The sequence below is a fragment of the Micromonospora sp. WMMD736 genome (assembly GCF_049179015.1).
GTDB lineage: Bacteria > Actinomycetota > Actinomycetes > Mycobacteriales > Micromonosporaceae > Micromonospora.
Window position 1 is genome coordinate 3,987,058 of the sequence record NZ_JBMHMI010000001.1, and the last position, 25,675, is coordinate 4,012,732.

At 71.4% G+C, this 25,675-nt stretch carries 23 protein-coding genes and 1 tRNA gene; 9 read left to right on the forward strand and 15 right to left on the reverse strand.

What is annotated here, in order from left to right; translation table 11 throughout:
* Positions 1 to 26: 26 nt before the first annotated feature.
* Positions 27 to 428, reverse strand: a complete 402-nt coding sequence (locus ACN269_RS17745) for a helix-turn-helix domain-containing protein (RefSeq protein WP_421473483.1) — start codon at positions 426 to 428, stop codon at positions 27 to 29.
* Positions 425 to 1,471, reverse strand: coding sequence for a hypothetical protein (locus ACN269_RS17750; protein WP_421473484.1), 1,047 nt, complete (start codon positions 1,469 to 1,471; stop codon positions 425 to 427). Before ACN269_RS17750 ends, ACN269_RS17745 begins: the two co-directional genes overlap by 4 nt.
* A gap of 480 nt (positions 1,472 to 1,951) precedes the next feature.
* Between ACN269_RS17750 and ACN269_RS17755 the strand changes: the two genes are divergently transcribed.
* Entirely contained in the window at positions 1,952 to 2,221 is a 270-nt protein-coding gene (locus ACN269_RS17755) for a hypothetical protein (protein ID WP_421473485.1), read from the forward strand.
* Between the two features lie 75 nt (positions 2,222 to 2,296).
* A complete protein-coding gene (locus ACN269_RS17760) occupies positions 2,297 to 2,533 on the forward strand; it encodes a hypothetical protein (protein WP_421473486.1) in 237 nt (78 codons plus the stop codon).
* 86 nt (positions 2,534 to 2,619) lie between these two features.
* Here ACN269_RS17760 and ACN269_RS17765 read toward each other — a convergent pair.
* Positions 2,620 to 2,696: transfer RNA gene (locus ACN269_RS17765), tRNA-Thr, on the reverse strand.
* Positions 2,697 to 3,036: 340 nt separating this feature from the next.
* On the opposite strand from ACN269_RS17765, the gene ACN269_RS17770 reads away from it, so the two are divergent.
* A complete protein-coding gene (locus ACN269_RS17770) occupies positions 3,037 to 4,128 on the forward strand; it encodes an ABC transporter ATP-binding protein (protein ID WP_421473487.1) in 1,092 nt (363 codons plus the stop codon).
* 170 nt (positions 4,129 to 4,298) lie between these two features.
* Complete coding sequence (locus ACN269_RS17775) at positions 4,299 to 4,868, forward strand: hypothetical protein (RefSeq protein ID WP_421473488.1); 570 nt, start codon at positions 4,299 to 4,301, stop codon at positions 4,866 to 4,868.
* Between the two features lie 48 nt (positions 4,869 to 4,916).
* Here the strand turns inward: ACN269_RS17775 and rlmB are convergent, their stop codons facing one another.
* Together rlmB and cysS are read right to left on the reverse strand one after the other, a co-directional pair.
* Positions 4,917 to 6,047 carry a 23S rRNA (guanosine(2251)-2'-O)-methyltransferase RlmB gene (rlmB, locus tag ACN269_RS17780; protein WP_421473489.1) on the reverse strand — a complete coding sequence of 377 codons (1,131 nt, stop codon included), beginning with the start codon at positions 6,045 to 6,047 and terminating at the stop codon, positions 4,917 to 4,919.
* Positions 6,047 to 7,462 (reverse strand): cysteine--tRNA ligase, encoded by a 1,416-nt coding sequence (gene cysS, locus ACN269_RS17785; protein ID WP_421473490.1) that lies wholly within the window; start codon positions 7,460 to 7,462, stop codon positions 6,047 to 6,049. Before cysS ends, rlmB begins: the two co-directional genes overlap by 1 nt.
* Positions 7,463 to 7,516: 54 nt before the next feature.
* Between cysS and ACN269_RS17790 the strand changes: the two genes are divergently transcribed.
* Together ACN269_RS17790 and ACN269_RS17795 are read left to right on the forward strand one after the other, a co-directional pair.
* The gene (locus ACN269_RS17790) at positions 7,517 to 8,182 is read left to right on the forward strand and encodes an IclR family transcriptional regulator (protein ID WP_421476392.1); all 666 of its coding nucleotides are present in this window, start codon (positions 7,517 to 7,519) and stop codon (positions 8,180 to 8,182) included.
* A 200-nt stretch (positions 8,183 to 8,382) separates the two neighbouring features.
* Positions 8,383 to 9,408: a hypothetical protein gene (locus ACN269_RS17795; protein ID WP_421473491.1), complete on the forward strand. Its 1,026-nt coding sequence runs from the start codon at positions 8,383 to 8,385 to the stop codon at positions 9,406 to 9,408.
* 145 nt (positions 9,409 to 9,553) lie between these two features.
* On the opposite strand, the gene ACN269_RS17800 is transcribed toward ACN269_RS17795, so the two are convergent.
* The 3 genes from ACN269_RS17800 to ACN269_RS17810 form a co-directional block, all read right to left on the reverse strand.
* Positions 9,554 to 11,242, reverse strand: a complete 1,689-nt coding sequence (locus tag ACN269_RS17800; protein WP_421473492.1) for a S8 family serine peptidase — start codon at positions 11,240 to 11,242, stop codon at positions 9,554 to 9,556.
* Positions 11,243 to 11,317: 75 nt separating this feature from the next.
* Positions 11,318 to 12,061, reverse strand: coding sequence for an HAD family hydrolase (locus ACN269_RS17805; protein WP_421473493.1), 744 nt, complete (start codon positions 12,059 to 12,061; stop codon positions 11,318 to 11,320).
* A gap of 61 nt (positions 12,062 to 12,122) precedes the next feature.
* Positions 12,123 to 13,079, reverse strand: a complete 957-nt coding sequence (locus tag ACN269_RS17810) for an EamA family transporter (RefSeq protein WP_421473494.1) — start codon at positions 13,077 to 13,079, stop codon at positions 12,123 to 12,125.
* A gap of 85 nt (positions 13,080 to 13,164) precedes the next feature.
* Between ACN269_RS17810 and ACN269_RS17815 the strand changes: the two genes are divergently transcribed.
* Entirely contained in the window at positions 13,165 to 13,710 is a 546-nt protein-coding gene (locus ACN269_RS17815) for a CGNR zinc finger domain-containing protein (RefSeq protein WP_421476394.1), read from the forward strand.
* Here the strand turns inward: ACN269_RS17815 and ACN269_RS17820 are convergent.
* The 3 genes from ACN269_RS17820 to ACN269_RS17830 all read right to left on the reverse strand — a co-directional run bounded on the left by ACN269_RS17820 (position 13,677) and on the right by ACN269_RS17830 (position 15,361).
* Positions 13,677 to 14,219: a GNAT family N-acetyltransferase gene (locus tag ACN269_RS17820; RefSeq protein WP_421476396.1), complete on the reverse strand. Its 543-nt coding sequence runs from the start codon at positions 14,217 to 14,219 to the stop codon at positions 13,677 to 13,679. The two genes, ACN269_RS17815 and ACN269_RS17820, sit on opposite strands and share 34 nt — an antisense overlap.
* A gap of 156 nt (positions 14,220 to 14,375) precedes the next feature.
* Positions 14,376 to 14,558 (reverse strand): DUF397 domain-containing protein, encoded by a 183-nt coding sequence (locus ACN269_RS17825; protein ID WP_421473495.1) that lies wholly within the window; start codon positions 14,556 to 14,558, stop codon positions 14,376 to 14,378.
* Positions 14,549 to 15,361, reverse strand: a complete 813-nt coding sequence (locus ACN269_RS17830) for a helix-turn-helix domain-containing protein (protein WP_421473496.1) — start codon at positions 15,359 to 15,361, stop codon at positions 14,549 to 14,551. The genes ACN269_RS17825 and ACN269_RS17830 overlap by 10 nt, the downstream gene beginning before the upstream one ends.
* 349 nt (positions 15,362 to 15,710) lie before the next feature.
* On the opposite strand from ACN269_RS17830, the gene ACN269_RS17835 reads away from it, so the two are divergent.
* Positions 15,711 to 15,998, forward strand: a complete 288-nt coding sequence (locus ACN269_RS17835; RefSeq protein WP_421473497.1) for a hypothetical protein — start codon at positions 15,711 to 15,713, stop codon at positions 15,996 to 15,998.
* A 37-nt stretch (positions 15,999 to 16,035) separates the two neighbouring features.
* Here the strand turns inward: ACN269_RS17835 and ACN269_RS17840 are convergent, their stop codons facing one another.
* Positions 16,036 to 16,458: a MarR family winged helix-turn-helix transcriptional regulator gene (locus tag ACN269_RS17840; RefSeq protein WP_421473498.1), complete on the reverse strand. Its 423-nt coding sequence runs from the start codon at positions 16,456 to 16,458 to the stop codon at positions 16,036 to 16,038.
* A 175-nt stretch (positions 16,459 to 16,633) separates the two neighbouring features.
* Between ACN269_RS17840 and eno the strand changes: the two genes are divergently transcribed.
* Positions 16,634 to 17,941, forward strand: a complete 1,308-nt coding sequence (gene eno, locus ACN269_RS17845; RefSeq protein ID WP_421473499.1) for a phosphopyruvate hydratase — start codon at positions 16,634 to 16,636, stop codon at positions 17,939 to 17,941.
* 17 nt (positions 17,942 to 17,958) lie between these two features.
* Here the strand turns inward: eno and ACN269_RS17850 are convergent, their stop codons facing one another.
* From ACN269_RS17850 to ACN269_RS17860, 3 genes are all read right to left on the reverse strand, one after another.
* Positions 17,959 to 19,368 (reverse strand): class II fumarate hydratase, encoded by a 1,410-nt coding sequence (locus ACN269_RS17850; protein ID WP_421473500.1) that lies wholly within the window; start codon positions 19,366 to 19,368, stop codon positions 17,959 to 17,961.
* Between the two features lie 35 nt (positions 19,369 to 19,403).
* On the reverse strand, positions 19,404 to 22,385 hold the full coding sequence (locus tag ACN269_RS17855; RefSeq protein ID WP_421473501.1) for a BTAD domain-containing putative transcriptional regulator: 2,982 nt from the start codon (positions 22,383 to 22,385) through the stop codon (positions 19,404 to 19,406).
* A gap of 259 nt (positions 22,386 to 22,644) precedes the next feature.
* Positions 22,645 to 25,620 carry a BTAD domain-containing putative transcriptional regulator gene (locus ACN269_RS17860; protein ID WP_421473502.1) on the reverse strand — a complete coding sequence of 992 codons (2,976 nt, stop codon included), beginning with the start codon at positions 25,618 to 25,620 and terminating at the stop codon, positions 22,645 to 22,647.
* Positions 25,621 to 25,675 lie beyond the last annotated feature (55 nt).

Below are 25,675 nucleotides of genomic sequence, written 5' to 3' on the forward strand. Positions count from 1 at the left end.
CGTAAAGGGTGGCCCTGACCTGCTGCTTATCCAAAACTGCTGGGTCGCGTCCAGGCCTTGGTGAAGCAGGACGGCACGTTGCCGGCAGCGACGCGGCGACGCCGGAACTCCGAGGGCGACTCCCCCACGATCTGCCGGAAGGTCCGACTGAACGTGCCCAGACTCCCGAACCCGACCGCGTAGCAGATGTCCGTCACGTCCCGGTGGGTCTCCACCAGCAGCGTCATGGCCCGCTCCACCCGGCGGCGTTGCAGGTAGCGGTGCGGCGTCTCACCGAAGGTCGCCCGGAACGTCCGGATGAAGTGCGCCTCGGAGACGTGCGCGATCCGGGCCAGCGCCGGGATGTCCAGCGGCTCGGCGTACGCCCGGTCCATCGCGTCACGGGCCCGCAGCATCGCCCGGTTGGACTCCTCCACGGCCCGGCTCACCGCGGACCCCCGGGCGGCAGGACCGGCGTCTGCGTCACGTCCTGATCGCGCAGCTTGGCGTAGACGACCTCGGACGTGAACCCGCCGATGAACCCGATCGCCAGCACGAAGAAGACCAACCTCCGCGCCGCGTCACCATCGAGCAGATCCGGGTTGGTGCTGAGCTGCGCCGCCACGAACAGCAGGAACGCGATGACACCGGCGGCCGACCCCAACGCCGCCGCCCGCAGCCAGTTGCCGCTGCCGTCGTACGCGTTGCGCACGATCGCGCCCCACACCGACGCGACCATCGGCGCGGCCACCAGGACCGCCACGTTCTGCCAACCACCGGTCGGCGCGGCGTACGCCAACGGGATCGTCGCCACGGCGAGCAGCAGTAGGACCAGCGCGGTCACCAGACCCGCCACCGTACGCCGACCGGCAGCACCCGCAGCGCGTTCCTCGTCCGCGCGGCGCCGCACCTGGGCGCGGAGCGCGGTGACGATCAAGCCGGCCGTACCCGGCCGCCAGGGTCGGGCCAGCACCGCCACCTCCTCCTCGGTGGCGACGCCACGCTCGTTGGTCAGTCGCTGCCACGTCTTCTCCGCGCCACCGCCGAACGCCGCGACCGCAGCGACCGGAATACGACGGGACAGACCGATGAGCCCGGCGATGAACGTGGAGCGCCCACCACCCACCAGCAGCAGCGCGTCGACCGTCAGCAGCGACCGGTAGAAGCTGACCTCCCAGTCGTCCGTCGACTCGGGCACGACACTGAACACCTCCGGATGCCGCTGCGCCTGGTCGAAGTCCACGTCCTGCTGGTACCGGCCACGGACCAGGATCGACCCGGGCGTCGCCCGGCCGGAATCCACGTAACCGCGCACCACGTGCCGTTCCAGGAAGTCGGGATCGTTCGAGTACACGACGATGCGGCAACCCTGCCTCGCCAGCTCCGCACCCAACTCGGCCGCCGCGTCGGGCACGGCCTCCGGATCGCGTACGGGCGGCGAGTAGGAGCGGCTGACCTGGGCGCTGCCGGCGATCGCGACGAGCGGGCTCATGCGACTCCTCGACGTCGGTGATACCCGAACTATAGGAGTGGCCGCCCATCGACTGCCCGTACCGGCCGCGCAGCCAGGGTGCGCCGGAGATCCTGAGCCCCCGGCCGCGATCGAACCGGCGACTAGGTTGCCGATCGTGCACGGGTTCAGCGTGGTAGCGGTGGACCAACGCGGTCACGTTCTTCCTCACCGCCGCGACGGTCAGCTGAGACGACGGCCCAGAATCGAACGCCTGCCCGGGCTCGCGCAAACTCGTCCAGCTTCGCCCGTCGCGCACTCGGCCTGAACGGAATATCGTTGTTGTGGCGCGGCCCGGAGTGCGAGTCATGGACGCCTGCAAGGCACCGGCGGAAAGTAGGTTTCGCCGGTCAGACGAGGCATCGTCTGAGTACCGGGATTACATCCCTCCGGGCCGAACCCCCGCCGAAACCGCCAGCCGCCGGATCACCCGCCTCAGCCGTGACCGGCACAATGACAGCCGTGACGATCGACCAACCCGGGGACATCAACCCAGGGGATATCTACGAGGACTGCTCCTTTCACCCCGTCCTATGCACCCACAACGACGGCGAAGTGCTCATGGGCATCTCCCTGATCGACGCCACCACACCACGAACGTGCGATCTCAAACACTGCGGCGTCATCAAGCTCTCCCTCGACGACGTCAACGCCGCACCCGCCGACTGGCCGGCGTACCTGGTACGACGAACCGCAGAGTTCGGAGCCGAATACGACAAGGCGGCTACCTGACCCTCCGTCGGCAAGAGCCCAGACCTGGAGCGGGTTCAGGCCACCGATTACAACGCGGCCTACCAGCAGCTCTGCTTGGACGTGCTACCGGAGTACACCGAGTCGGACCACGCCGCGTTCCTTCGCGAGCAGCGACAGTTCGTGTCGTTCTCCCTCGGCGAGCCGACGATGTCCACCGGCATCGACGGCACCTACCTGACCTTCCCGGTCACCCTGGCCTACCCCGACGAAACGACCGGCGTCGTGCGGCTGGCGGTGGGCCTGGAGACGGGCGGCCCCAAGGTGTGTGATCGCTACGATTGGCGGGGGTGACCGACCGCGCCGGGCGCGGACGGCTGCGGAAACCTGTCGATCGCCGCGCTCCCGGTCCTGCGATCCGGGAAAGCGCCTTCTGGATATGGAGCCCCCGGCCGGGATCGAACCGGCGACATCTCGCTTACAAGGCGAGTGCTCTGGCCAGCTGAGCTACAGGGGCGCGTGTGTCGACGCCAGCATAGCGACTGACGTCCGGATATCCCGCTCGCGAGTGCTCCCGAGCACGGGAAACGTCAGCAACCTGACGCCCGACGCTCCGCCGCGACGTCGATTGATGCCTGCCCGTGCCCGACTGCCCGTAATGCGTAGGCAGTGGGTCACTTCCGAGGGTCCCTCGCCTTGGCAGCGCGAGCAAAGCCAATTACGGTGCAGTGACACGGACGACGAGCCGGCCGCCCCCGCGACCGACCGCCGTCCGCTGACCGGCACGGGCTCGTGCCGGTCGCTCCTTCACTCGGATCGTCCGGCACGTTCCTGCCGGTGAAAGGAAGCGCACCACCATGGCTACGGTCACCTATTCCAAGGCGTCCCGGATCTACCCGGGCACCGAGCGTCCCGCCGTCAACGAGCTGAACCTCGAGATCGGCGACGGTGAGTTCCTGGTCCTCGTCGGCCCGTCGGGTTGCGGCAAGTCCACCAGCCTGCGGATGCTCGCCGGCCTGGAGGACGTCGACGCCGGCTCCATCTACATCGACCAGCGTGACGTCACCCACCTGCCGCCGAAGGCCCGCGACATCGCGATGGTCTTCCAGAACTACGCCCTCTACCCGCACATGACGGTGTACGAGAACATGGCGTTCGCCCTGAAGCTGCGTAAGACCTCCAAGTCGGAGATCGACCGGCGGGTCAAGGAGGCGGCCGGGCTGCTCCAGCTCGAGGAGTTCCTCAGCCGCAAGCCGAAGGCGCTCTCCGGTGGTCAGCGTCAGCGTGTGGCCATGGGCCGGGCGATCGTCCGCGAGCCGCAGGTCTTCCTCATGGACGAGCCGCTGTCGAACCTCGACGCCAAGCTCCGTGTGCAGACCCGTACGCAGATCGCGTCGCTCCAGGCCAAGCTGGGCGTCACCACCGTGTACGTGACGCACGACCAGGTCGAGGCCATGACGATGGGTCACCGGGTCGCCGTGCTGCTCGACGGTGTGCTCCAGCAGGTCGACACCCCGCGGGCGCTCTACGACACCCCGGCGAACGTGTTCGTCGCCGGCTTCATGGGCTCTCCCGCCATGAACATCAAGACCGTCCCGCTGCACGAGCAGGGCGCCGAGTTCGCCGAGCTGCGTATCCCGCTGACCCGCGAGCAGGTCGAGGCGGCCCGCGCCGAGGGTGGCAACGGCAAGGTCACCGTCGGCTTCCGTCCGGAGGACTGCGACCTGGTCAGCCCGACCGAGGGTGGCATGCCGGTCGTCGTCGAGCTGGTCGAGGACCTCGGCTCGGACGCGAACGTGTACGGCCACGCCGCCCTGGGTGGCAACTCGGAGCGCTTCGTCGTCCGTACCGACCGCCGCAGCATGCCGAACATGGGCGACACCGTGTTCGTCAAGCCGCGCGCCGGCCGTAGCCACGTCTTCCACGCCGCCACGGGCAGCCGGATCTGACGTAACGCACCACCGGAAAGGGGCGGTCCGCTGCGGCGGGCCGCCCCTTTCGTCGTACTCCTGAGGGGTTGTCATCCCCGGGAGCCAGCGCGAGCGTGGCTCCCCGGGGTGACGCGGCGGGGTGTTGCGCGCGCCTAGCGTTCGCGGCACACCGAGCCCGAGGAGACGCCGTGTCCGCCACCGCCACCGCGCACCGCAACCAGATCGCCCGCCGGGCCGGCCGCAGCCTCGCCTACTGCGCGACGCTGGTGCCGGTCGCCCTGTTCACGCTGGCCACCACCCCGGTGGGTGGGGCCGACGCCGCCGCCGCACGCTGGCGGGGCCTGCGCACCGGCCTGCTCGCCGCACCCCCGACGCCCGTGCCCGGCCGGCGACCCGGCACGCTCGCGGTGCTCGGTCACGCGCTGCTCAGCCTGCTGCTCGGCCTCGTGGCGCTGCTACCCATCGGCGTCGAGGTGCTGATGGTGCTACGCGGCGTCCTGTACGGGGTGGTCGATCCCGGCCCGTACGACCATTCCTGGGGTGGTCCGAGCCGGGCCGGCGCCTGGCTGGCGCACTTCCTCGTCGGCCTGCCGATGGCAGCCGCCGGGCTGGCCGCGTTGATCGGCATCGCCGCCGTGCACCAACGACTGACCCGACGCCTCGACGGGGAGCGGGGTCCGGCCTGGCTGCTGCCGACCACGCTGCTGATGGCGGTGGCCGGGGCGGTGTTCTTCGTCGCCTGGCTCCACCAGATCTGACGGCGAGGCCCCCTACCGCCAGGTGCGTAGGGGGCCTCGTCGACGTCGTTACAGCTCGACCGAGCGGCGGCGGGCGACCTCGGCCAGGGTGACCGCGGCGGCCACGCTCGCGTTGAGCGACTCGACCTCGGAGATCATCGGGATGCTGACGGTCAGGTCGCAGGTCTCCCCGACCAGCCGGGAAAGCCCGCGCCCCTCGGAGCCGACGACCACCACCAGCGGGCCGACGGCGGCCTCCAGGTCGTACAGGTCGGTGTCGCCGTCGGCGTCCAGGCCGACCACCATGAAGCCGGCGTCCCGGCACGCCTTCAGCGACCGGGTCAGGTTGGTGACCTGGGCCACCGGCACCCGCGCGGCCGCGCCGGCGCTGGTCCGCCAGGCGGTCGCGGTGATCCCGGCAGCACGCCGCTCGGGTACGAAGACACCCTGCGCGCCGAACGCGGCGGCCGAACGGATCACCGCGCCCAGGTTGCGCGGGTCGGTGACCCCGTCCAGCGCGACCAGCAGCGGGGCCTGCTGCTCCAGCGACGCGGCGACCATGTCCTCGAAGGGCTGGTACGCGAACGGCGGCACCTGCAACCCGACACCCTGGTGGAGTACCCCGCCGGTCATCCGGTCCAGCTCGGCGCGGCTGATCTCCAGGTTGGCGATGCCCCGGTCGGCGGCGGTCCGGATGATCTCCTTGATCCGCTCATCCATGTCGATGCCCTGGGCGGTGTAGAGCGCCGTCGCCGGCACCTGGGCGCGCAGCGCCTCCAGCACCGGGTTGCGCCCGACCAGCAGCTCCGGGGATTCCTTCGACGGGTTGGACTTGCGGCCCGGCGCGACCCGGGGGCCGCTCCGGCCGGTGGGCTTGCCACCCCGTCCGGTGGTGGGGCCCCGCCCGCCCGGTACGCCCCGACCGCCACCCTTGCCCCAGGTGGTGTCCTTGGTGCCGGGCTGGCCGATCTTCGGGGCGCGCCCCTCCTCGGCCGCCGCGCGGCGCTCCTTGTCCTGCTTCCAGGCGGTGCGCTGCGGCAGCTTCTCGGTGCCCGAGTAACCCTTGTGCCAGGGTCGCTCGTCGGCGGGCAGGGTGCGCCCCCGACCGGCCAGCGAGTCCTTGTTCTTGCCGCCGGAGCCCTTGGGGGCGGTCGCCTTCGACGTCAGTCGCCGGCCACGGCGCTGCGAGTTGCCGGGCATCAGTCCTGCTCTCCAATAGTCCAACGGGGGCCCTGGGGGGTGTCCTCGACCACCACGCCGGCCAGCTTGAGCTGGTCACGTACCGCGTCGGCGGCAGCCCAGTCCTTGCGGCCCCGGGCCTGCGCGCGCTGCTCCAGGGCCAGCGCGATCAGGGAGTCCACCACGGCACGCAAATCGTCCGAGCGATCGCCGCCGGTCCACGCCTCGTCGAGGGGGTCGATGCCGAGGATATCCAGCATCGCGCGTACGACGGCCAGGGTGGTGCGGACGGTCACATCGTCGCCCGCGCTCAGCGCGGTGTTGCCGTCCCGGAGGTGCTGTTGCAGCACGGCCAGGGCGGCGGACGTGTTGAGGTCGTCGTCCATCGCCGCGACGAACCCGGCCGGCAGCTCGCCGAGCTGACCGACGCCCACCCGCTCGACGGCCCGCTGCACGAAACCCTCGATCCGGCGGTACGCGGTGGCGGCCTCGCGCAGCGAGTCCTCCGAGTAGTCGATCACCGAGCGGTAGTGCGCGGCGGCGTAGTAGTACCGCAGCTCGACCGGCCGCACCCCGAGCGAGTCGACGTACGCGAGGCCCAGCGCGTTCCCCGCCGACTTGCCCATCTTGGCCCCGCCGATGTTGAGCAGGCCGTGGTGCACCCAGTAACGGGCGAACGGCAGCCCGGCCGCCTGGGACTGGGCGATCTCGTTCTCGTGGTGCGGGAACGTCAGGTCCAGACCACCGCCGTGGATGTCGAACTCGGGGCCCAGGTAGCGCCAGCACATCGCCGAGCACTCGATGTGCCAGCCCGGACGCCCCAGCCCCCACGGTGACGGCCAGTACGCGTCCGCCGGCTCGTCCGGCTTGGCGCCCTTCCAGAGGGCGAAGTCGCGCGGATCGCGCTTACCCCGGTCCGGCGCGTCGCCAGCCGGCTGCATCGCGTCCGGCGACTGACCCGACAGCGACCCGTACGCCGGCCACGACGCCACATCGAAGTAGACGTCACCGGAGCCGTCGGTGGCCGGGTACGCGTGCCCGTCCGCGATCAGCTTGGTGATCAGCTCGTGCATCTCCGGGATGTGCCCGGTGGCGCGCGGCTCGTAGGTGGGCGACAGCACGTTCAACGCCCGGTACGACTCGGCAAGGATCAACTCGTTGGCGTACGCGATCGACCAGAACGGCCGACCCTGCTCACCCGCCTTGACGAGGATCTTGTCGTCGATGTCGGTCAGGTTACGGATGAACGTGACCTCGTAGCCGGCAGCCAGCAACCAGCGGCGCAGCACGTCGTAGTTGACGCCGGAGCGAAGGTGACCGATGTGCGGCGGCGCCTGGAGAGTGAGACCACACAGGTAGACCCCCACCTTGCCGGCTTCCCGCGGGACGAAGTCCCGCACCGATCGGGTGGCGGTGTCATACAGGCGTAGCGTCACCGTACAAGGGTAGCCGTCCGCGCCTGTCGGGGTCCGCCGGTGCCGGGTCGTACGCTGCGTGCTGTGGATGCGACGGCAGGGTCCAACCGGACCGGGGAGACGTCCCAGACGCTCGACCGGGGTCTACGGCTTTTGCATCTGGTCGCCGATACGCCGGCGGGGCTGACCGTCAGCGAGGCGGCGCACCAACTCGGCGTCGGCCGGGCCGCCGTCTACCGGCTGGTCGGCCCGCTGACCGGGCACGGCATGCTGCGCCGGGGCGGCGATGGCCGACTCCGGATCGGCGCGGGCGTGCTGCACCTGGCCCGCCGCGCACAGCCGCTGCTCGCCGAGGGAGCGATGCCGGCGCTGCGTCGCCTCGCCGAACAGGCCGGCGCGACCGCCCACCTGACCGTGGTGGACGGCGGTGAGGGTGTCGCCCTGGCGGTGGTCGAGCCGAGTTGGACGTCGTTCCACGTCGCGTACCGGACCGGGGCGCGACACCCTTTGGACCGGGGCGCGGCGGGTCGGGCCATCCTGGCCGGCCGGAGCGGCGCGGCCGACCCGGTGAGCAGCAGTGGCGAGTTGGAGTCCGGGGCGTACGGGGTGGCCGCGCCGGTGCTCGGCGTACCGGGCCTGGAGGCCAGCGTCGGCGTGGTAGCGCTCGCCCCGCTGGACGTCGCCCTGGTGGGCCCTCAGGTGCAGGCTGCCGCGACGGCGGTGGCGGCGACCCTCCGCTGACCGCGCGGCTCGCTTGATCCACTCGGGTTCCTGGAAGTCGGGCTGTCCGGGTCGCCGCGAAGCCCCGACTTCCAGGATCTCGCCCGCCATACCAAGATCGACGGCGGCGTTCGCAGTTGTCCACAGGCACCGGCGAGGCCCTCGGCGAGGTTGTCCACAGGGGTTTCGGGCGGGTGGCGACGGGCAGCACGCTGCTCGGCATGCCACCACGTCCGTACCGACCCGACGCCCTGACCTGGCAGGTCTTCCGCGGCTCCGACGTCGTCCGCGATCGCCTGCTCACCGAGCACCAGCTACGCAGCAGCGCCTGGGTGCGACTTCGCCACGACATCTACGCCGACGCCAGGCTGGACAGGGACCACGCCCTGGCCTGCCGCGCCGCCGTCCTGCGGTTGCCGCCCGGGGTGGTCGTCGGTGGTCCGTCGGCCGCCTTCCTGCACGGCGTCGAGCACGCCGCCGCCTTCACCGACGACGTGCACATCGTCGCGCCCCGACCGTTGCGGGTCGGCGCGCAACGCGGCCTCCGGGTGCACGTCCACATCGCGTCCGAGCACGCCGCCGCCAGCCCGCGCATCGACGAGTCGTCGTCTGAACGGACGGCCGCCCATCCGCCGACGAGCGGTCCCTCGAAAGCGAGATGCCCGACCGGCGCGACCCGCCCACCGGGACCGGACCGCTCGACGCGCAGCCCGCTGCCCCGCTCGGGCCCCGCGCGGTCCGCCTGGGAGACGGCGGTCTGGCTCGACCCGGTCCGCGCGCTCGCCATCATCGACACGATGCTCGGGCGGGGCCTGACCGATGGCGTCGCGTTGGCCGAGGAGGCTGCCCGCAACACGGACCGACCCGGGAGTCGCCGGGCAGGTTGGCTCTTCGAGCTGGCCGACGGTCGGGCTCAGTCTCCGCCGGAGTCCCACTTACGGGCGCGGTTGGTGCTGGGCGGCCTGCCACGCCCCGTCGTCCAACATCCGGTGCGGCTATCCAACGGCATGGTCCTGCACCCCGACCTGGCGTGGCCCGCCTACCGGGTGGCGGTGGAGTACGACGGGCACTGGCACTCCGACATCGACCAGCTGCACCGTGACCGACGACGACTCAACCTGCTCGTGGGCGCGGGTTGGATGGTGCTCCACGTGACCAGTCGACGGATGCACGCCGAGTTCCCGGCGGTGCTGCGCGAAGTGCGCGCCGCCCTGAACGCCCGTGGCTGGCGACGAGCGGTCGGATGATCCACTCGGGTTCCCGGAAGCCGGGGTGTCCGGGGCACCGCGACACCCCGCTTTCCAAGAAACCGAGTCGATCATGCAACCGCCGCAGGTGCGCGTGCGGCAGGGCCCGGCCGACGGGTGTCGACCGGGCCCTGCGGACGGTGCGTTACGGGCGGGCGTTGAGCTTGAGCGGGGTCTTCACCGCCGCGTACGCGTCGACGATCCCGTACCCGTAGAAGCCGTTGAAGTTGAGCCCACCGGCGCAGTACGCGTCGTAGGTCGCGTCACGGCCCTCGTTGCGGTACTGCTGGAGGCGCGGCTCCGGGCAGGCGTGCTCGGCCGCCGTGCGGTAGAGGTGCTGCTCCACCTGGTCCGGGGACATGCCGAAGCCACCCCGCCCCTGCGGCTTGCCGTACCGGCTGACGATCAGCGCGGCCACACCGGCGGCGTGCGGCGACGCCATCGAGGTGCCCTGGAGGTAGGTGTAGTAGCCGCACTCACCGTTGCGCTTGCACTGCTTGAAGACGGACTCCTCGAAGCCGGCGACGATGTTGCCGTCGGCGTCGACCGAGCCCTCCTCCTGGAGCACGTGCTTCGGGTAGGACGACAGGATCATGTTGGCGTCGGTGCGGAAGGTGTCCGTGCCGAAGCCGTCGCGGAACCAGCCGCCCGGCGCGGCGACCGAGATCTGCTCGGTGCCGTAGTTGGAGAAGTCGGACTTCTTGCCGGACGGGCCGATCGACGACACACCGATCACGTGTGGGCCCTCGGTGGGCAGGTCCCAGCAGCTGTTGTTGTCGATCGGGCGCGGGTACGGGTCGGCGCCGTAGTCCGGGCTGGACGTGTCGGTACGCGGCGCGCCCAGGTCCTCGTTGTTGTTGCCGAGTGCGCCGACCAGGGTGACGCCCTTGTTGTGGGCGAAGACCAGCGCCCGCTTCATGGCCTTGATGATGGCCCGCTGCTCGGCCTGCGCCTCCGGCGAGTCGGCCGGGTTCGCGGTGCAGTTGTAGAGCCACGGGTCGACGTAGAACGACATGTTGACCACGTCGATCCCGTTGCGTCCGGCGTAGACCAGGGCGTTGACGACAGGGTCGAGGAAGAAGTAGCCGGAGTCCTGGCCGCCCTTGAGCTCGACCAGCGACACGTTCGGGGCGACACCGGAGAGGCCGAAGCCGTTGGCGGCGGCGCCGATGGTGCCGGCCACGTGGGTGCCGTGCCCGCCGTCGTCGGTGCCGACCGGGTCGAGGCAGCTCGGCACCTCGCAGGGGCCGTCCACGTCGGTCAGGTCGGGAGCGAAGTTGCGCGACAACGCCCAGTTGAAGTTGGGCGCGATGTCCGGGTTGCTGGCGTCGACGCCGGTGTCCAGCACGCCGACGGTCACCCGACGGTCACCGGGCTCGACCTTGCGGGCCTTGTCGGCCCGGATCATCTCCAGGCCCCAGAGCTTGTCGTCGAGCGGGTCCATCTTGGCCCCGCGCCGGGCGGCAGCGCCGGCAGCGGCCTTAGTGGCGGCCGTCAGGTGCTCCTGCTCGACCCGGTCCAGCTTCGGCTTGCGGCCGATGGCCTTCTGCTCGGCGGCGCCGATCAGGGTCGGCGCAGCGGCGGCCCGGGCCGCGAAGTCGGCCCGGTCACTGGTGACCTGGAACATGCCGACCTCGTCGGACGAGGACACCACGGTGCCGCCGGCGGCCCGGATGGCGGCGACCGCCGTCTCGGCGGCGACCCCGTCCTCGGCGACCACCGTGAAGGTGCGGGACGTGCTCGGCGCGGCGCTGGCCGGTACACCCAGGCTCGCGGCCGTAAGTGCCAGTACCGCCGCGGTCGCGACGGCACCGACGGTGAAGCGCTTGCTCACCACATCGAATCCTCTCGTTGAGGGACGTGGCGTCATCACACAACACCCGACGGGTTTCCGCCAGGTGAACGTCCGTTATGCCGGTGAATCTCTCCTTCGGCCGCCCAGGTCGACGCACAGGTCGATCCGGTCGGACGATGCCGCTGGCAGATCCGACAGGACCACCGGCAGTTCGGCCAGGGTGGCCACCTCCGCGTCGGGGACGAGACCGGCCGGTCGGGGCAGCCCGCGCCGGTTCAGCCACACCGAGCGCAGGCCGGACCGCCGGGGCGCCACCACGTCGTGCTCCCACGAGTCGCCGACGTACACGATCTGCTCGGCGGGCACCCCGGCAACCTCGACCACCGCCGCGTAGAACTCCGGGGCGGGCTTCTTGGGCAGGCCGTTCTCGTGCGCGTACACCTCGAAGGCGAACTCGCCGGCGAGCCCGCAGCGTTCGGCGCGGCTGTTGCCGTTCGTGGCGAAGCCCAGGGTGTACCGGCGACGCAGCGCCACCAGTGCCGGCGGGACGTCCGGGAACGGCCGGGTGAGGGCGAACCGGCGGGCGAAGAAGAGGTCGGCGATCTCGTCGAGGTGGTCGTCGAGGCCGGCGCGGCCCAGCGACCGGGCCAGCGCGGCACGGCGGATCTCCATGACCGGGGCGGCGCTCAGCTCACCGAAGACCGCTCCCCAGTCGGACTCCAACTCGGCGAGCGTCACGTCGGCCGCGCGGGGTGTGCGACGCCGCATCTCGTCGAGGACGGCCGCCAGCCCGCCGGTCACCGCGGGCCGCAGGTCGAGCAGGGTCTCGTCGGCGTCGAACACCACAGTGGTCAGCACGGCGACCACTGTCTCACCGAGCGGCGACCGCACGGCACGGTGCGGGCACCGAGCGGCGACCTCACCGGGCGCCGGCCGCCAGCGCGGGCTCGGGCGCGGCCGGCGCGGGCCCGCCGCGCAGCTCGTCGAGGCGTACCAGGGCGACCCCGGCGACGATCAACAGGCCGCCGAGGAGTTGCCAGGCGGTCGGAAGTTCGTCGAGGAACAGCCAGGCGATGAGTACGGCGAACAGCACCTCGGTCAGCCCGACGAACGACGACAGTCGGGGACCGAGGATCCGGTTGCCGGCGATACCGGCCAGGTACGCGATCACGGCGGCGACGAGGGTGAGCCCGACGATGGGCAGCAGCCAGGTGGTGCGGTGTCCGGCGAAGGTGACCTCGCCGAACGTGGCGCGCAGCGGCAGCAGCCCGGTCAGCCCGACGAGCAGCAGCACGGCCGCGCCGACGGCCATCCCGCCGCTGGCCATCGCGACCGAGGGCAGGCGGGGGTCGACCCGGCCGGCGAGTACGAAGTAGCCGGCCAGGCCGAACGCGGCACCCAGCCCCCAGAGCACGCCGACCGGGTCGAAGGCGGCGTTACCGGTGAGGTCCAAGACGAACACCAGTCCGCAGAGCGCGGCGGCGGAGCCGGCCACGGTGAGCCGCCGGGGGCGTTGGCCGTGCCGCAGCCACATCCAGCCGACGACGAGGATGATGCCCAGGTATTCCAGCAGGAGCGCGATGCCGACCGGCAGGTAGCGCACGGCGTTGAAGAAGCACACCTGCGCGAGGGCCACCCCGAGCAGCCCGAACATCAGGACCGCGGAGCGGTTGTCGCGCAGCACGTGCCACCTGCCGCGCAGCGCCAGCAGAGCGGGGATCGCGAGCACCAGGGCGGCCACCCCGACCCGGGCGATGACCGCGGCCTCGGCCGACCACCCGGCCTCGATGAGCGAGCGCGCGAAGGTGCCCGAGGTCGCGAACGTGACGGCGGAGAGCAGCGCCAGCGCGGCGCCGACGGCGGGTCGTTGCGGCATCTCGCGCTCCTCGCTGCGACACGGTGTCATGGGCAAACTACCCTTGTGCCCATGACGCTAGGTGGCCATCGTGACAGGAGTCAAGTTGCTGTTCGCTCATGACACCGAATGCTCGTTGATCGCCGTCACCGCGCTGGTCAACACCGGAGGCCGCGACGGCGAGCTGCTACCCGACGTCGCCGCGCTGGACGCGTTCTTCACCCGGCACGCCTACAGCGGGCGGCACGAGCACACCGACGCCGAACTGCGCGCCGTACGACAGTTGCGCCCCCGCCTGCGCCGCATCTGGGACGCCGAACCGCCCGAGGTCGTCGACATCATCAACGGCCTGCTCCGCGAACACCGGGCGCTACCGCAGCTCATCGAGCACGACGACGAGCCGTACCACCTGCACGCCGTGCCCCGCGACGCGCCGCTGGCCACCCGCATGGCGGTGGAGGCGGCCATGGCGATCGCCGACCTGGTCCGGACGGGCGAGCTGAGCCGGCTGCGCATCTGCGCCCACCCGGACTGCGACAACGTCGTCGTCGACCTGTCCCGCAACCGGTCGCGACGGTTCTGCGAGGCCGGCTGCGGCAACCGCGCCGCCGTGACCGCCTACCGGGCGCGCAAGGCCGCCGGCCGGTCCTGAGCGACGTCCGCGGCCCGCAGCTCGTACTCCACCTCGCCGTGCTCGGTCCCCGGGATCGGGTCGTCGAAGTCCAGGTGGAACGTGCGCACGTACCGCAATCCGGCCTTCTCCATCACCCGCCGGGACCGCTCGTTGACCGCCATCGTCTGCGCCCACACCCGACGCACGCCCACGACGTCGAGCGCGTAGCGGACCAGCGCCCGGGACCCCTCCGTCGCCAGGCCGCGCCCCCACGCCGCGCGGCGCAGCCGGTAGCCCAACTCGGCCTCCGTGCCGTCCTCCGACGGGTCGAGCGCGAACCACCCCAGGAAATCACCGGACGCCCGGTCGAGCGCCGCCCACCGCCCCAGGCCGGGATGCCGCTCGTACTGCGCCAGCAGCCTCGGCAACTGCTCGTCCCGCACGGTGGCGCGCGGCGTGCCGACCCCGCCGGTGAGGAACCGCATCACCTCGGGATCGCCGTCCAACTCGACGAACGCGTCCACGTCGGCCATCGTCAACCGGCGCATCCGCAGCCGCTCGGTCGACACGCTCTCGCCATCCCACACGCCCGCATCATCCCGCCGGCCCGCACCGACCGTCGAGCCGATTACCCGCAAGATCCGCTTACCCGCAAGATCCGCGCAGGAAACCCCGCGACCACCGTCGCGGGCAGGAGGGTCGCGTCAGCGCGGGGGCGCGACCACGAAGAGCCGCCAGGAGTACGCGTCGACCACCAGCACGGGTCCGTCCGGGTCCTTACTGTCCCGCACCCCGACCACGCCCCCCAGATTCGTAGCCACTTCGACGCACCAGTTGTCCTGGTTGCTGCGGCTGCTCTTGCGCCACCGCGCGTCGGTCAGCTCCACGACTCGGCCACCTCGCTCATGAACTCGATGGACGCCTGCGGGGGCAGGGCTTCGCCCAGGGTAGCCTCCCAGACCCGCTGCAACCGCAGCAGATCCTTTGGCTGATCCAGCTCCTGGCCGCGGACCTGGCACTCCAGGTAGGCCACTTCCGTGCCGTCGGGCAGGGTCGCGAGCGCGAACTGCCCACCGAGCCCCGGATACTCCTCGGCGGAACGCGGCACGATGTGCAGCCGGACCCGCGGGTGCCCGGTGGCGATGCTCGCCAGGTGCAGGGCTTGGTCGCGCATCGCCTTCCGCCCGCCGACCCGTCGCCGCAGCACCGCTTCGTCCAGCACCACCACCATCTGCGGCGCGCTCTCACTGCGCAGCACATCCTGGCGGCTCATCCGGTCGGCCAGCCGTCGATCCACCTCGTCGGAGTCGAGCAGGTTGCCCGCCTCGAATACTGCCCGCGCGTAGGCCTCCGTCTGGAAGAGCCCCGGCACGTAGCAGGGTTCGTACCACCGGACAGTGCGCGCCTGCGCGAAGATCGTCTGCCAGCCGCGCAGCCAGGGTTGCGCCCGGTCCAGGCTGACCAGTTCGGTGGACATGCGGCTGAAGAGGCCGCCGGTGTCCAGGGCCCGGTCGACGAGTTCGAGGTACTTGGCGGTGGGCGGCTGCTGGCCCAGCTCGACCGCGCTCACCATCGACGGCGAGTAGTTGACCGCCTTGGCCAGCTCGTCCTGGCTCCAGCCGCGGCGGGCCCGCGCCCGGCGTAGCTCCGCGACCAGGAACGCCGCCGCCGTCATCTGCCCATCGGCCATGCCCGACCACTCTCCAACCCGCCGGCGATCAACTCCAGACGGCCAACAGAGCCGGCACCGCCCCGGAACAGGGCAGCCCCGACAGGTCGGCCGAACCCTTCCGACCGTAGTCGTCCGATCACCAGACTGTGAAGTGCGACGCCGTTCCCCGTCCCCCGGGTCAGCGGCATCGCCCGGGACCGCCCGAACCCCCGTGCCGGGCGGTCCCACCCCCCACCAATCACGCCGCGTTCTTCGAGATCTTGGACAGTTTCCGTTAGCTGCTAACGGAAACTGTCCAAGATCTCGGCGATGGGGGCGGGCGCGGGGTGATGTCACAGACGAGTCAGCTCGAAAGGACTCCCACACCATGTCCCGGACCGTTCCGCACGACCGCACGACCGCATCCCGTCGACCGCACCTGCCGTTGCGGCCGTTGTGGCTCTGCCGGGTCTGTGCCGCGCCGTGGCCATGCCCGGTGGCCCGGCTCGCCCTCCGCCAGGAGTACGCGCACGACCGGATCGCGCTGAGCATCTACCTGTGCACGGTCCTGCACGACGCGGCGGCCGACCTGTACCGACTCAACCCGCACGACGGGCCGGACCCGGCGGCGCTCTACGTCCGCTTCCTCGGCTGGGCGGCACTGCCCGGGCCCTGACGCTTGTCGACGGCGGCCCTGCCGTCGACGGGAGCGTCTAGCGCATGGCGAGCCGTTCCAGCAGGGCGGCGCTGCGCGCCAGCAAGGCCCGCTCCTCAGCCGTGAGTTCCGCCTCGATGGCCTGGGCGAGCCAACCGGCTCTGCGGCTGCGCTCCGCTTCCAGGGCGGCCCGACCCGCGTCCGACAGCTCGACGAGCGACTTGCGGCCGTCCGTGGGGTGCGCCCGTCGCGTGATCAGCTTCTGCTCCATGAGCAGACCCACCGCCCGCGCCATCGACTGGGGGCGTACGCGCTGGTCGGCGGCGAGGTCGCTGGTGGTCATGGCGCCGTCGCGGTCCAGCGCGCCCAGCACGGCGATCTGACCCAGCGGAATGCGGTCCTCGTGCTTGACGCGCCGGGTGAGCTTGCCCATCGCGGTGCGTAGTTCGGCGGCGATGGCGGCGGCTTCCGAGGTGGGCACAGGGCACTTTACCCCGTTCGTCGGCGCTACTGGGCAGCTGACCTGCGCAGCAATGCTGTTCAGCGGGGCTGTTCAGCATAACTGATCAGCATTGCTGTAGGGTTTGCCGCTGTCGGGCTCCGCGCCAGCGTTGTCGCAGCTGGGGCCACGGCAGGCGAAAACGAAAGGGACTCCCATGTCCGCACCGGCAGCCGTAACCGTCACCACCACCATCGAGACCGTCACCGCCCGCCGCATCATCGACAGCCGGGGCAACCCCACGGTCGAGGTCGACGTCACGGTGGCGGACGGATCTCTCGGCCGGGCCGCCGTCCCCTCCGGCGCCTCCACCGGGGCCCGGGAGGCCGTGGAGCTGCGCGACGGAGACCTGACGCGGTGGCACGGCAAGGGCGTCGACCGCGCGGTGGCCAACGTCAACGGGGAGATCGCGGCGGCGGTGCGCGGCAGGGACGCGGCAGACCAGGCAGGTCTGGACGCCGCCCTGATCGCCCTCGACGGCACCGCCACGAAGTCCCGGCTCGGCGCCAACGCGATTCTCGGCGTCTCCCTCGCCGTCGCCAAGGCCGCTGCGGCAGCCCACCGTCAGCCCCTCTACCGCTACCTGGGCGGCGCCGACGCCCATCTCCTGCCGCTGCCGATGATGAACATCGTCAACGGCGGCGCCCACGCCGACAACCCGCTCGACTTCCAGGAGTTCATGATCGTGCCCGTGGGCGCGGACACCTTCGCCGAAGCCGTCCGCATGGGCAGCGAGGTCTTCCACACCCTGCGCCGTGACCTGCTGGCCGCCGGGCACTCCACGGGCGTGGGCGACGAGGGTGGCTTCGCGCCCGAGCTGCGCACCGCCGAAGAGGCGCTCGACTTCGTGCTGACTGCCGTCGAGGGCGCCGGCTACCGCCCCGGCACGGACATCGGCCTCGTCATGGACCCGGCGTCATCCGAGTTCTACCGCCACGGCGTGTACGACTACACGGGCGAGGGAGTACGCCGCACGCCCGCCGAGCACGCCGACTATCTCGCCAGGCTCATCGACGCCTACCCGGTCGTCTCCATCGAGGACCCGATGGCCGAGAACGACCTGGACGGCTGGCGCGAGCTGACCGCCCGTGTCGGTGACCGCTGCCAGCTCACCGGTGACGACGTGTTCTGCACCAACGAGACGCTGCTGAGCGAGGGCATCCGCACCGGCGTCGGCAACTCGGTCCTGGTCAAGGTCAATCAGATCGGCACCCTGACCGAGGCGCTGGCCACGGTGGCCACGGCCCAGCGGGCGGGTTGGACAGTCGTCATGTCGCACCGCTCCGGCGAGACGGAGGACACCACGATCGCGGATCTGGCCGTGGCCACCGGCTGCGGCCAGATCAAGACCGGCTCGCTCTCCCGCTCCGACCGGACGGCGAAGTACAACCAGCTGATCCGGATCGAAAAGGAGCTGGGTGAATCGGCGCGCTTCGCGGGGCGCTCCGCGCTGCGCCGGGCGTGAGCGGCACGCGGCGCGGCTCAGGGGTGGGTCATCCGGAGCAGGTCCAGAGTCTCGTCGAGCTGGGTCTCGGTGAGCTTGCCGGAGTCGACGTGACCCCGGGAGATGACGACCTCCCGGATGGACGCCTGCTTCGCCAGCGCCTCCTTGGCGATGGAAGCGGCCTCGTCGTACCCGAGGTAGCGGTTCAGCGGGGTGACGATCGACGGTGAGCCCTCGGCGTACGCCAGGCAGACCTCGGCGTCCGCGACCAGGCCGGCCACCAGGCGGTCGGCGAACAGCCGACTCGCGGCGGCCAGCAGCCGGATCGACTCCAGCAGGTTGCGGCCCATCACCGGGAGCATGACGTTCAGCTCGAAGTCGCCCTGCGAGCCGGCGAACCCGACGGTCGCGTCGTTGCCGATGACCTGGGCGCAGACCTGCCGCATCGCCTCGGCGACCACCGGGTTGACCTTGCCCGGCATGATCGACGAGCCGGGCTGAAGGTCGGGGATGCGCAGCTCCCGCAGGCCGGCCCGGGGGCCGGAGCCCATCCAGCGGATGTCGTTCGCGACCTTGTAGAGGCCCACCGCGATGGTCCGGAGCTGCCCGGAGGTCTCCACGAGGGCGTCGCGGGCGCCCTGCGCCTCGAAGTGGTTACGGGCCTCCGACAGCGGCAGCCCGGTCGACTCGCGCAGCTTGCCGATCACGGCGGCGGCGAAGCCGAGCGGCGTGTTGATCCCGGTGCCCACGGCGGTGCCGCCCAGGGGCAGTTCGGCGAGCCGGGGCAGCGAGCCCTGCAACCGCTCGATGCCGTACCGGACCTGGGCGGCGTACCCGCCGAACTCCTGCCCGAGGGTGACCGGCGTGGCGTCCATCAGGTGCGTACGCCCCGCCTTCACCACCGTCTCGAACTCGGCCGCCTTGCCCTCCAGCGCCTCGGCGAGGTGGGTCAGCGACGGCAGCAGGTCCTCCGCGATGAACTGGGTGGCCGCCAGGTGGATCGAGGACGGGAACACGTCGTTGCTGGACTGGGAGGCGTTGACGTGGTCGTTCGGGTGCACCGGCGAGCCCAGCTCCCGGCTCGCCAGGGTCGCGATCACCTCGTTGGCGTTCATGTTGGACGACGTCCCCGACCCGGTCTGGAAGACGTCGACGGGAAACTGGTCGTCGTACCCACCGTCGGCGACGTGCGCGGCGGCAGCGGCTATCGCAGCGGCCACGTTGGCGTCGATCACGCCAAGCTCGCCGTTCACCTCGGCCGCCGCGCCCTTGATCTGGGCCAGGGCCTTGATCTGGGCGGGTTCGATGCCGCGTCCGGAGATCGGAAAGTTCTGCACCGCGCGCTGGGTCTGCGCCCGCCACAGCGCCTCGGCGGGCACCTCCACCTCGCCCATCGAGTCGCGTTCGATCCGGTAACCGGTCGCCTCTGGAGTCGTCACGCGTACCATCCTGCCGCGCTCACGGCCGAACCGCAGATGATCCGTCAGCCCAACTCGGCCAGCAGCCGCTCCACCTCGTGCTGCTCCGGCGAGTCGATCTGGCGGAACAGGGACAGGGCCCGGGACCAGTGCGACCGGGCCGCGGCCGGGTCGGTGTCCCGTAGGCAGCGGGCGATACCGTCCAACGCCCCGGCCTGTTCGTGCCGGGCGTCCATCCGGATTGCGTCGGCGAGCACCCGCCGGTGCAGGTCCAGTGCGCTGGCGACGTCGCCCTGGTCGAGGAGCGCACGGGCCAGCAGGTTGCGCGACAGGCTGGCGCCGATGCGGTCGCCGGACCTCGTCACGGCGGCGAGCGCCTCCCGGTGCAGCATCGCGGCTGCCTCCGGCCGGCCCAGGATCCGTTCGATGGTGCCGAGTTCGTTGAGGACCTCGCCCTCACCGAAGCGATTGCCCTCCCGACGCTTGAACTGCAACGCAAGCCGAAGGAACCGGCGTGCACCCGGGTAGTCGCCGAGTCGGGCCCGCACCGCGCCCAGGTGACCGAGGGCGTTGAACACGTTGTTCATGTCCCCGATCTCACGGGCCAGGTGCAACTGTCGCCGCGAAACCTCCCGTGACTCCGGGTAGCGACCCCATGCCAACAGCAACAGCGCCTGGTTGTTGAGGATCGCGATGACCTCCACCGGCTGATCACCGGCGGAAACGAGCGCCAGAGCCGCACTGGCATGAGTCATCGCGGAAGCCAGTTGCCAGTTGGCTCCGTACGCCACGGTCAGGTTCCGCCGGACCGTCGTCTCACCACGCCGGTCGCCGAGCCGCTGACGCAACCGGAGCGCGAGCTCCATCAACTCGATGGCCTCCGGAAGCCTTCCCAGCCTGAAGTACCCGGAGGCGAGATAGTTCTGCACGGTGGCCATCGCCCCCGCGTCACCGAGCTGCTCGGCGGCGCGCAGGGCCACCGTGTGCGTGTCCACCAACTCGTCCAGGTGGCCCTGCATGAACAGGTAGAACCAGGACGTGCGGGCCAGCTGCCAGCACCGTTCGAGATGCCCCTCGGTGGCGGCCAGCCGCACCAGTGCCGGCAGTGCGGCCCGATTGGCGTCGAACCAACCGATGCCATCCGAAGCTGATGCTCGCACCAGATCAGCTCGGGGAGGGGGCGGCAGCACCAGGGCGGACCGGCTGGCCACCGGCTCCATCCGGCTCGCGATGGCGTGGCCCACATGCAGGTGATGATCAAGGATCCGCACCAGGACGGCTTTCCGTTGTGCTGCGGTCTCACCCGTTTCCAGCAACTGCCGGGCGTACTCGCGCATCAGGTCGTGGAAGCGGAAACGGCCGGGTTCCGGCTCGTTGACGAGGTGCGCGTCGACGAGACCGTCCAGCACGTCCTGGGCGGCCGGCAGCGGCAGGTCCACGACCGCCGCCGCCAGCCGATCGTCGAAGACCACTCCGGGGTGCAGCGCCAGCAGCCGGAACATCCGCTGCTGTTCGAGGTCGAGCTGTGCGTACGACAGGGCGAAGGCCTGCCCGACGGAGCGTTCGCCGGCCGCCAGCTCGGTCAGTGCGTCGCGTCCGGTGCCGAGCCGGTCGGCCAGGTCGCGGACCCGCCACCGGGGCCGGTGGGCGAGCCGGGCCCCGGCCAGTCGGATCGCCAGGGGCAGGTACCCGCAGCGGCCGGTGACCTCGGCCGCCGCCTCCGGCTCCGCGGCGACCCGCTCGACGCCCGCCACCCGGCCGAGCAACTCCACGGCCTCGTCGGGGTCCAACACGGCCAGCGACGACGGCTTGCCACCGTCCAGGCCGACCAGCCGGCGGCGGCTCGTGATCAGGGTGAGGGTGTCCCGGCCGTTGGGCAGTAGTGGGGAGACCTGGGCTGCGCTGGCGGCGTTGTCGAGCACCACGATCGCCCGCCGTCCGGACAGCTCACTGCGCCAGAGGGCCGCGCGTTCGTCGATGTCGGCCGGGATGCGGTCGCCACGGACACCGAGCTGGCGCAGCAGTGCGGCCAGGGCAGTGGTGGGCGACACCGGTTCACGTTCGCTGTGCCCGTGCAGGTCGATGAAGAGGTGCGCGTCGGGGTAGCGGTCCGCGAGCGCGTTGGCGACGTGCACGGCCAGCGTGGTCTTCCCGCTGCCTGCCATGCCGTCGACGAGCTGGATCCGGGCGTCGTCCTCCTCGATCTCCTTCACCAGCCGGGCGACCGTCTCCTGCCGTCCGGTGAAATCGCTGATGGCCCGGGGTAGCGCTCGGACCTGAGTGAAGGACCGCTCCTGCGGGCCGGTCAGCGCCAGGTCTCCGGCGAGTATTCGCTGGTGCAGCTCGTGCAATGCGGCGCCGGGCTCGATGCCCAGCTCGTCGGCGTGAATCCGCCGACCCTCCCGGTAGACGGCGAGTGCGTCAGCCTGCCGGCCCACCGCGGACAGGGCGAGCATCAGCTGGCCACGTAACCGCTCGCGCAACGGATGCCGGTCGACGCTCTCGCTCAGTTCGTCGAGCAGATCGGCGGCCTGTCCGAGGCGCAACTCGACCTCGACGCACTCCTCCAGCACGGTGAGGCGTTGCTCGTCCAGCGTCTGCGCGCGCCGACGGACGCTGCGGCTGGGTATGCCACTGAGGGCCGTTCCCCGCCAGAGCGCCAGCGCGGCGCGGTAACGCTCACGCGCCTCACTCGGCCTGCCGGCGGCGACGGCGGACCGGGCCTCCTCCACCGCCCGAGCGAAGACCTCGGCGTCGAGATCGGTCGGCGGAATGCGCACGCCGTACCCGACCGGGTCGGTCACGATGATGTCGGGCGACAGTCCCAGGTCGACGAACCGGCGCCGCAGCCGCGACACACACGTCTGTAACTGGGCACGGGCGGTGGCCGGCGGGTTCTCCTCCCAGACCGCGTCGACCAGCTCGTCGATCGGCACCAGCCGGCCGGCCCGCAGCAGCAGCATCGCGAGCACGACCCGGTCCCGACCGGCGGTGACGGTGGACTCGCCACCGCCGACGCGCAGCGGGCCCAGGATTCCGAACCGCATCTGCTCCCCCGTGTTCACGGCCCAACATCCAGCAGCGTAGTCCGGCGGTCACAGGTCGACGCGGTCCGGTGATAGTGATCTGAGAGTGGATCGAGTGGGGTGCACCGCAGACTTGTTCCAGGTTGGCGGTGACGACATCCGACGGGGGCGGTGCGACCGTCCCACCCCCCAGCGGGCGGGCGTACCGATGTCGGTGGAGGTGCTACCGACGGGCGAGGCGCCAGGCGAAAGCCTGGCGCCTCGTCGCGTCACCGACCGATCAGCGAAGGTCCGCGAGCAGTCGCTCCACCTCGTGCTGGTCGGGCACGTCGACCTGGCGGTACAGGGACAGCGCCCGGGTCAGGTGTGCGCGGGCCGCCACCGGGTCGGTCGTCAGCAGGCACCGGCCGATGCCCTCCAACGCCCGGCTCTGCTCGTAGCGGGCGCCCAACCGGGTCGCGTCGGCGAGCACCCGGCGGTACAGGTCGAGGGCACTCGTCACATCGCCCTGGGCCAGGATGGCCCGGGCCAGGAGGTTCCGCGAGCCGCACTGGGCGACCCGGTCGCCCACGTCGGTCATCGCGACGAGCGCCGCACGGTGCAGGTCGGCGGCCCGCTCCGGACGACCGGCCTCGCGTTCCATCATTCCGATCTCGTTCAACACCTCGCCCTCACCGAACCGGGCACCCGCCTGCCGTTTCAGGCGCAGTGCGGCCCGCAGCAGGCGGCCGGCCGGCCCCACGTCACCCATCCGGTGCCGGGCCATTCCGAGGTGCCCGAGGGCGTTGGCGATGCGGCGCGGATCGCCGATCTCGCGGGCGACGATCAGGTGCTTACGGGCCGTGGACACCGCCTCGTCGAGCCGACCCCACAGCAGCAGGCTCATCGACAGGTTGTTGAGTTCGTTCGCCAGCGCGTCGTTGTCAGGCATCCGGGTCGCCATCGCCCGGGAAGCCTCGTAGGCATCCCGGGCCCGCTGGAACTCGAAGTTGGCGGCGTACGAGGTACCCAGGTTGACGAGGGTGTTGCGGATTTCGCGACGCAGGTCGAGCCGGCGGAAGATGTCGAGCGACACCTCCGTCACCCGGATCGCCTCGGGAAAGTCACCCAGCCGATAGTGGGCGGAGGCGAGATAGTTGAGCAGCGTCGCCATCGCCTTCTCGTCACCCACCGCCTCTGCGGCGCGCAGTCCGATGGAATGCGTCTCGATCAGCTCGTCGAGGCGGCCGCTCTCGAACTGGGCGTACCAGCACGCCCTGGTCAACTGCCAGCAGTAGTGCAGGAACCCCTCCGTCTCGGCGAGGCGGACCAGGGCGGGCCACAGGGCCACGTTCTCGTCGACCCAGGCTCCGCCCTGCTCGGCGACGCTCGCGACCAGATCGGCGCGGCGCGGCTCGGCCACCACGAGCTGCGGACGAGAGGCGGAAAGTTCCCGCTTGCGGGCGATCGCGATGGCGACCTGCAGGTGATGATCGAGGAGACGCTCGACGCCGTCGCGGCGCTCCGCCGCCCGGTCCGGGTCGGCTGTCAGGGTCCGCGCGTACTCGCGGACCAGGTCGTGCAACCGGTACCGACCAGGCTGCACCTCCTCCACCAGGTGCGCGTCGACCAGCTCGTCCAGCAGGTCCTGCGCGCCGGGAAGGGGCAGCTCGGCGAGGGCGGCGACGACCGAGGTGTCGAACCGCACCCCCGGGTGCAGGCCCAGCAGCCGGAACGCACGCTGCGCCGACGGCGACACCTGGGCGTACGACAGGGCGAAGGCCCGGCCGACGGACCGGTCGCCCGCCTCGAACTCGGCCAACGGATCGGGTCGGCTCGTCAGACGCTCCGCGAGGTCGGCGATGCGCCAGCGGGGCCGATGGGCCAGGCGAGCGCCGGCCAGCCGGATCGCGAGCGGCAGGTGGCCGCAGCGCCGCACCATCTCGACTGCCGCCTCCGGCTCGGCGGCGACCCGGTCGGGGCCGACCACGTGCCCGAGCAGTTCGATCGCCTCGTCCCGGTCGAGCACCGGCAGGGAGAAGGGCCGTCCCTCGTCCACGCCGACCAGCCGGCGACGGCTGGTGACCAGGACCAGGCAGTGCGAGCCGTTGGGTAGCAGCGGTGTCACCTGGCCAGCCGTGGCGGCGTTGTCCAGCACCAGCAGGGCCCGCCGACCGGCCAGCTCCGTGCGCCAGAGCGCCAACCGGTCGTCCTCGGTCGTCGGCACCCGGTCGGCGGGGACACCGAGCTGCCGCAGCAGCGTCGCCACCGCCGCCGACGGCGTCAACGGGGTGCGCTCGCTGTGCCCGTGCAGGTCGATGTAGAGCTGGGCGTCCGGATAGCTCTCCGCGAGGACGGTCGCGACGTGCACCGCCAGCGTGGTCTTGCCGCTGCCGGCCATGCCGTCGATGAGCTGGATCCGCGCGCCGGCCTCCACGTCCTTCACCAGGCGCGCGAGCGTCTGCTGCCGGCCGGTGAAGTCGCCGATCGCGCGGGGCAGCGAGCGCACCGGGGCCGCCGACCGGACCTCCCGGCCGGCCAGGGCCAGGTCACCGGCGAGCACCCGCTGGTGCAACTCCTGCAAGGCGCTGCCCGGTTCGAGACCCAGCTCGTCGGCGTAGAACCGACGGCCCTCCCGGTAGACCGCCAGCGCGTCGGCCTGCCGACCCACCGCCGACAGCGCGAGCATCAGTTGCCCCCGCAGCCGATCCCGCGAGGGGTACACGTCGACGCTCTCGGTCAACTCCTCGATCAGCTCGGCGGCCTGCCCGAGGCGCAGCTCGACGTCGACGCACTCCTCCAGCACCGTGAGGCGCTGTTCGTCGAGCGTCTGCGCCCGACGACGGACACTACGGCTGGCGATACCGGCCAGCGCCGGGCCCCGCCACAGGGCCAGGGCCGCCCGGAAGTGCGTACGGGCATCCACCAGACGACCGGCCGCGCCCGCCGCCCGAGCCACCTCCACCCCCCGGGCGAACAGGTTCGCGTCCAGGTCGGCGGGATCGATGCGTACGCCGTAGCCGGCAGGATCGGTGACGATGGTCCCCGCGGTGAACCCCAGCTCGGTGAGGCGACGCCGCAGCCGCGACACGCACGTCTGCAACTGGGCACGGGCGGTGGCCGGCGGATTCTCCTCCCACACCGCGTCGACCAGCTCGTCGACCGGCACCAACCGACCGGCACGCAGCAGCAGCATCGCGAGCACGACCCGGTCCCGACCTGCCGTGACGGTGGACCCACCACCGACACGCAGAGGCCCCAGGATCCCGAACCGCATCTACTCCCCCGCGTCGATCAGACACCAACCAGCAGAGTAGTCCGACGGTCACCGG

Coding starts and splice junctions, on each gene's coding strand:
- ACN269_RS17770 (WP_421473487.1), top strand. CDS start 3,037: ATGGCTACGGTCACCTATTCCAAGGCGTCCCGGATCTACCCGGGCACC.
- rlmB (WP_421473489.1), bottom strand. CDS start 6,047: ATGCCCGGCAACTCGCAGCGCCGTGGCCGGCGACTGACGTCGAAGGCG.
- ACN269_RS17820 (WP_421476396.1), bottom strand. CDS start 14,219: ATGCGCCGGTTGACGATGGCCGACGTGGACGCGTTCGTCGAGTTGGAC.
- ACN269_RS17795 (WP_421473491.1), top strand. CDS start 8,383: ATGCCACCACGTCCGTACCGACCCGACGCCCTGACCTGGCAGGTCTTC.
- ACN269_RS17830 (WP_421473496.1), bottom strand. CDS start 15,361: ATGGCCGATGGGCAGATGACGGCGGCGGCGTTCCTGGTCGCGGAGCTA.
- ACN269_RS17810 (WP_421473494.1), bottom strand. CDS start 13,079: ATGCCGCAACGACCCGCCGTCGGCGCCGCGCTGGCGCTGCTCTCCGCC.
- ACN269_RS17860 (WP_421473502.1), bottom strand. CDS start 25,620: ATGCGGTTCGGGATCCTGGGGCCTCTGCGTGTCGGTGGTGGGTCCACC.
- ACN269_RS17750 (WP_421473484.1), bottom strand. CDS start 1,471: ATGAGCCCGCTCGTCGCGATCGCCGGCAGCGCCCAGGTCAGCCGCTCC.
- eno (WP_421473499.1), top strand. CDS start 16,634: ATGTCCGCACCGGCAGCCGTAACCGTCACCACCACCATCGAGACCGTC.
- ACN269_RS17850 (WP_421473500.1), bottom strand. CDS start 19,368: ATGGTACGCGTGACGACTCCAGAGGCGACCGGTTACCGGATCGAACGC.
- ACN269_RS17855 (WP_421473501.1), bottom strand. CDS start 22,385: ATGCGGTTCGGAATCCTGGGCCCGCTGCGCGTCGGCGGTGGCGAGTCC.
- ACN269_RS17835 (WP_421473497.1), top strand. CDS start 15,711: ATGTCCCGGACCGTTCCGCACGACCGCACGACCGCATCCCGTCGACCG.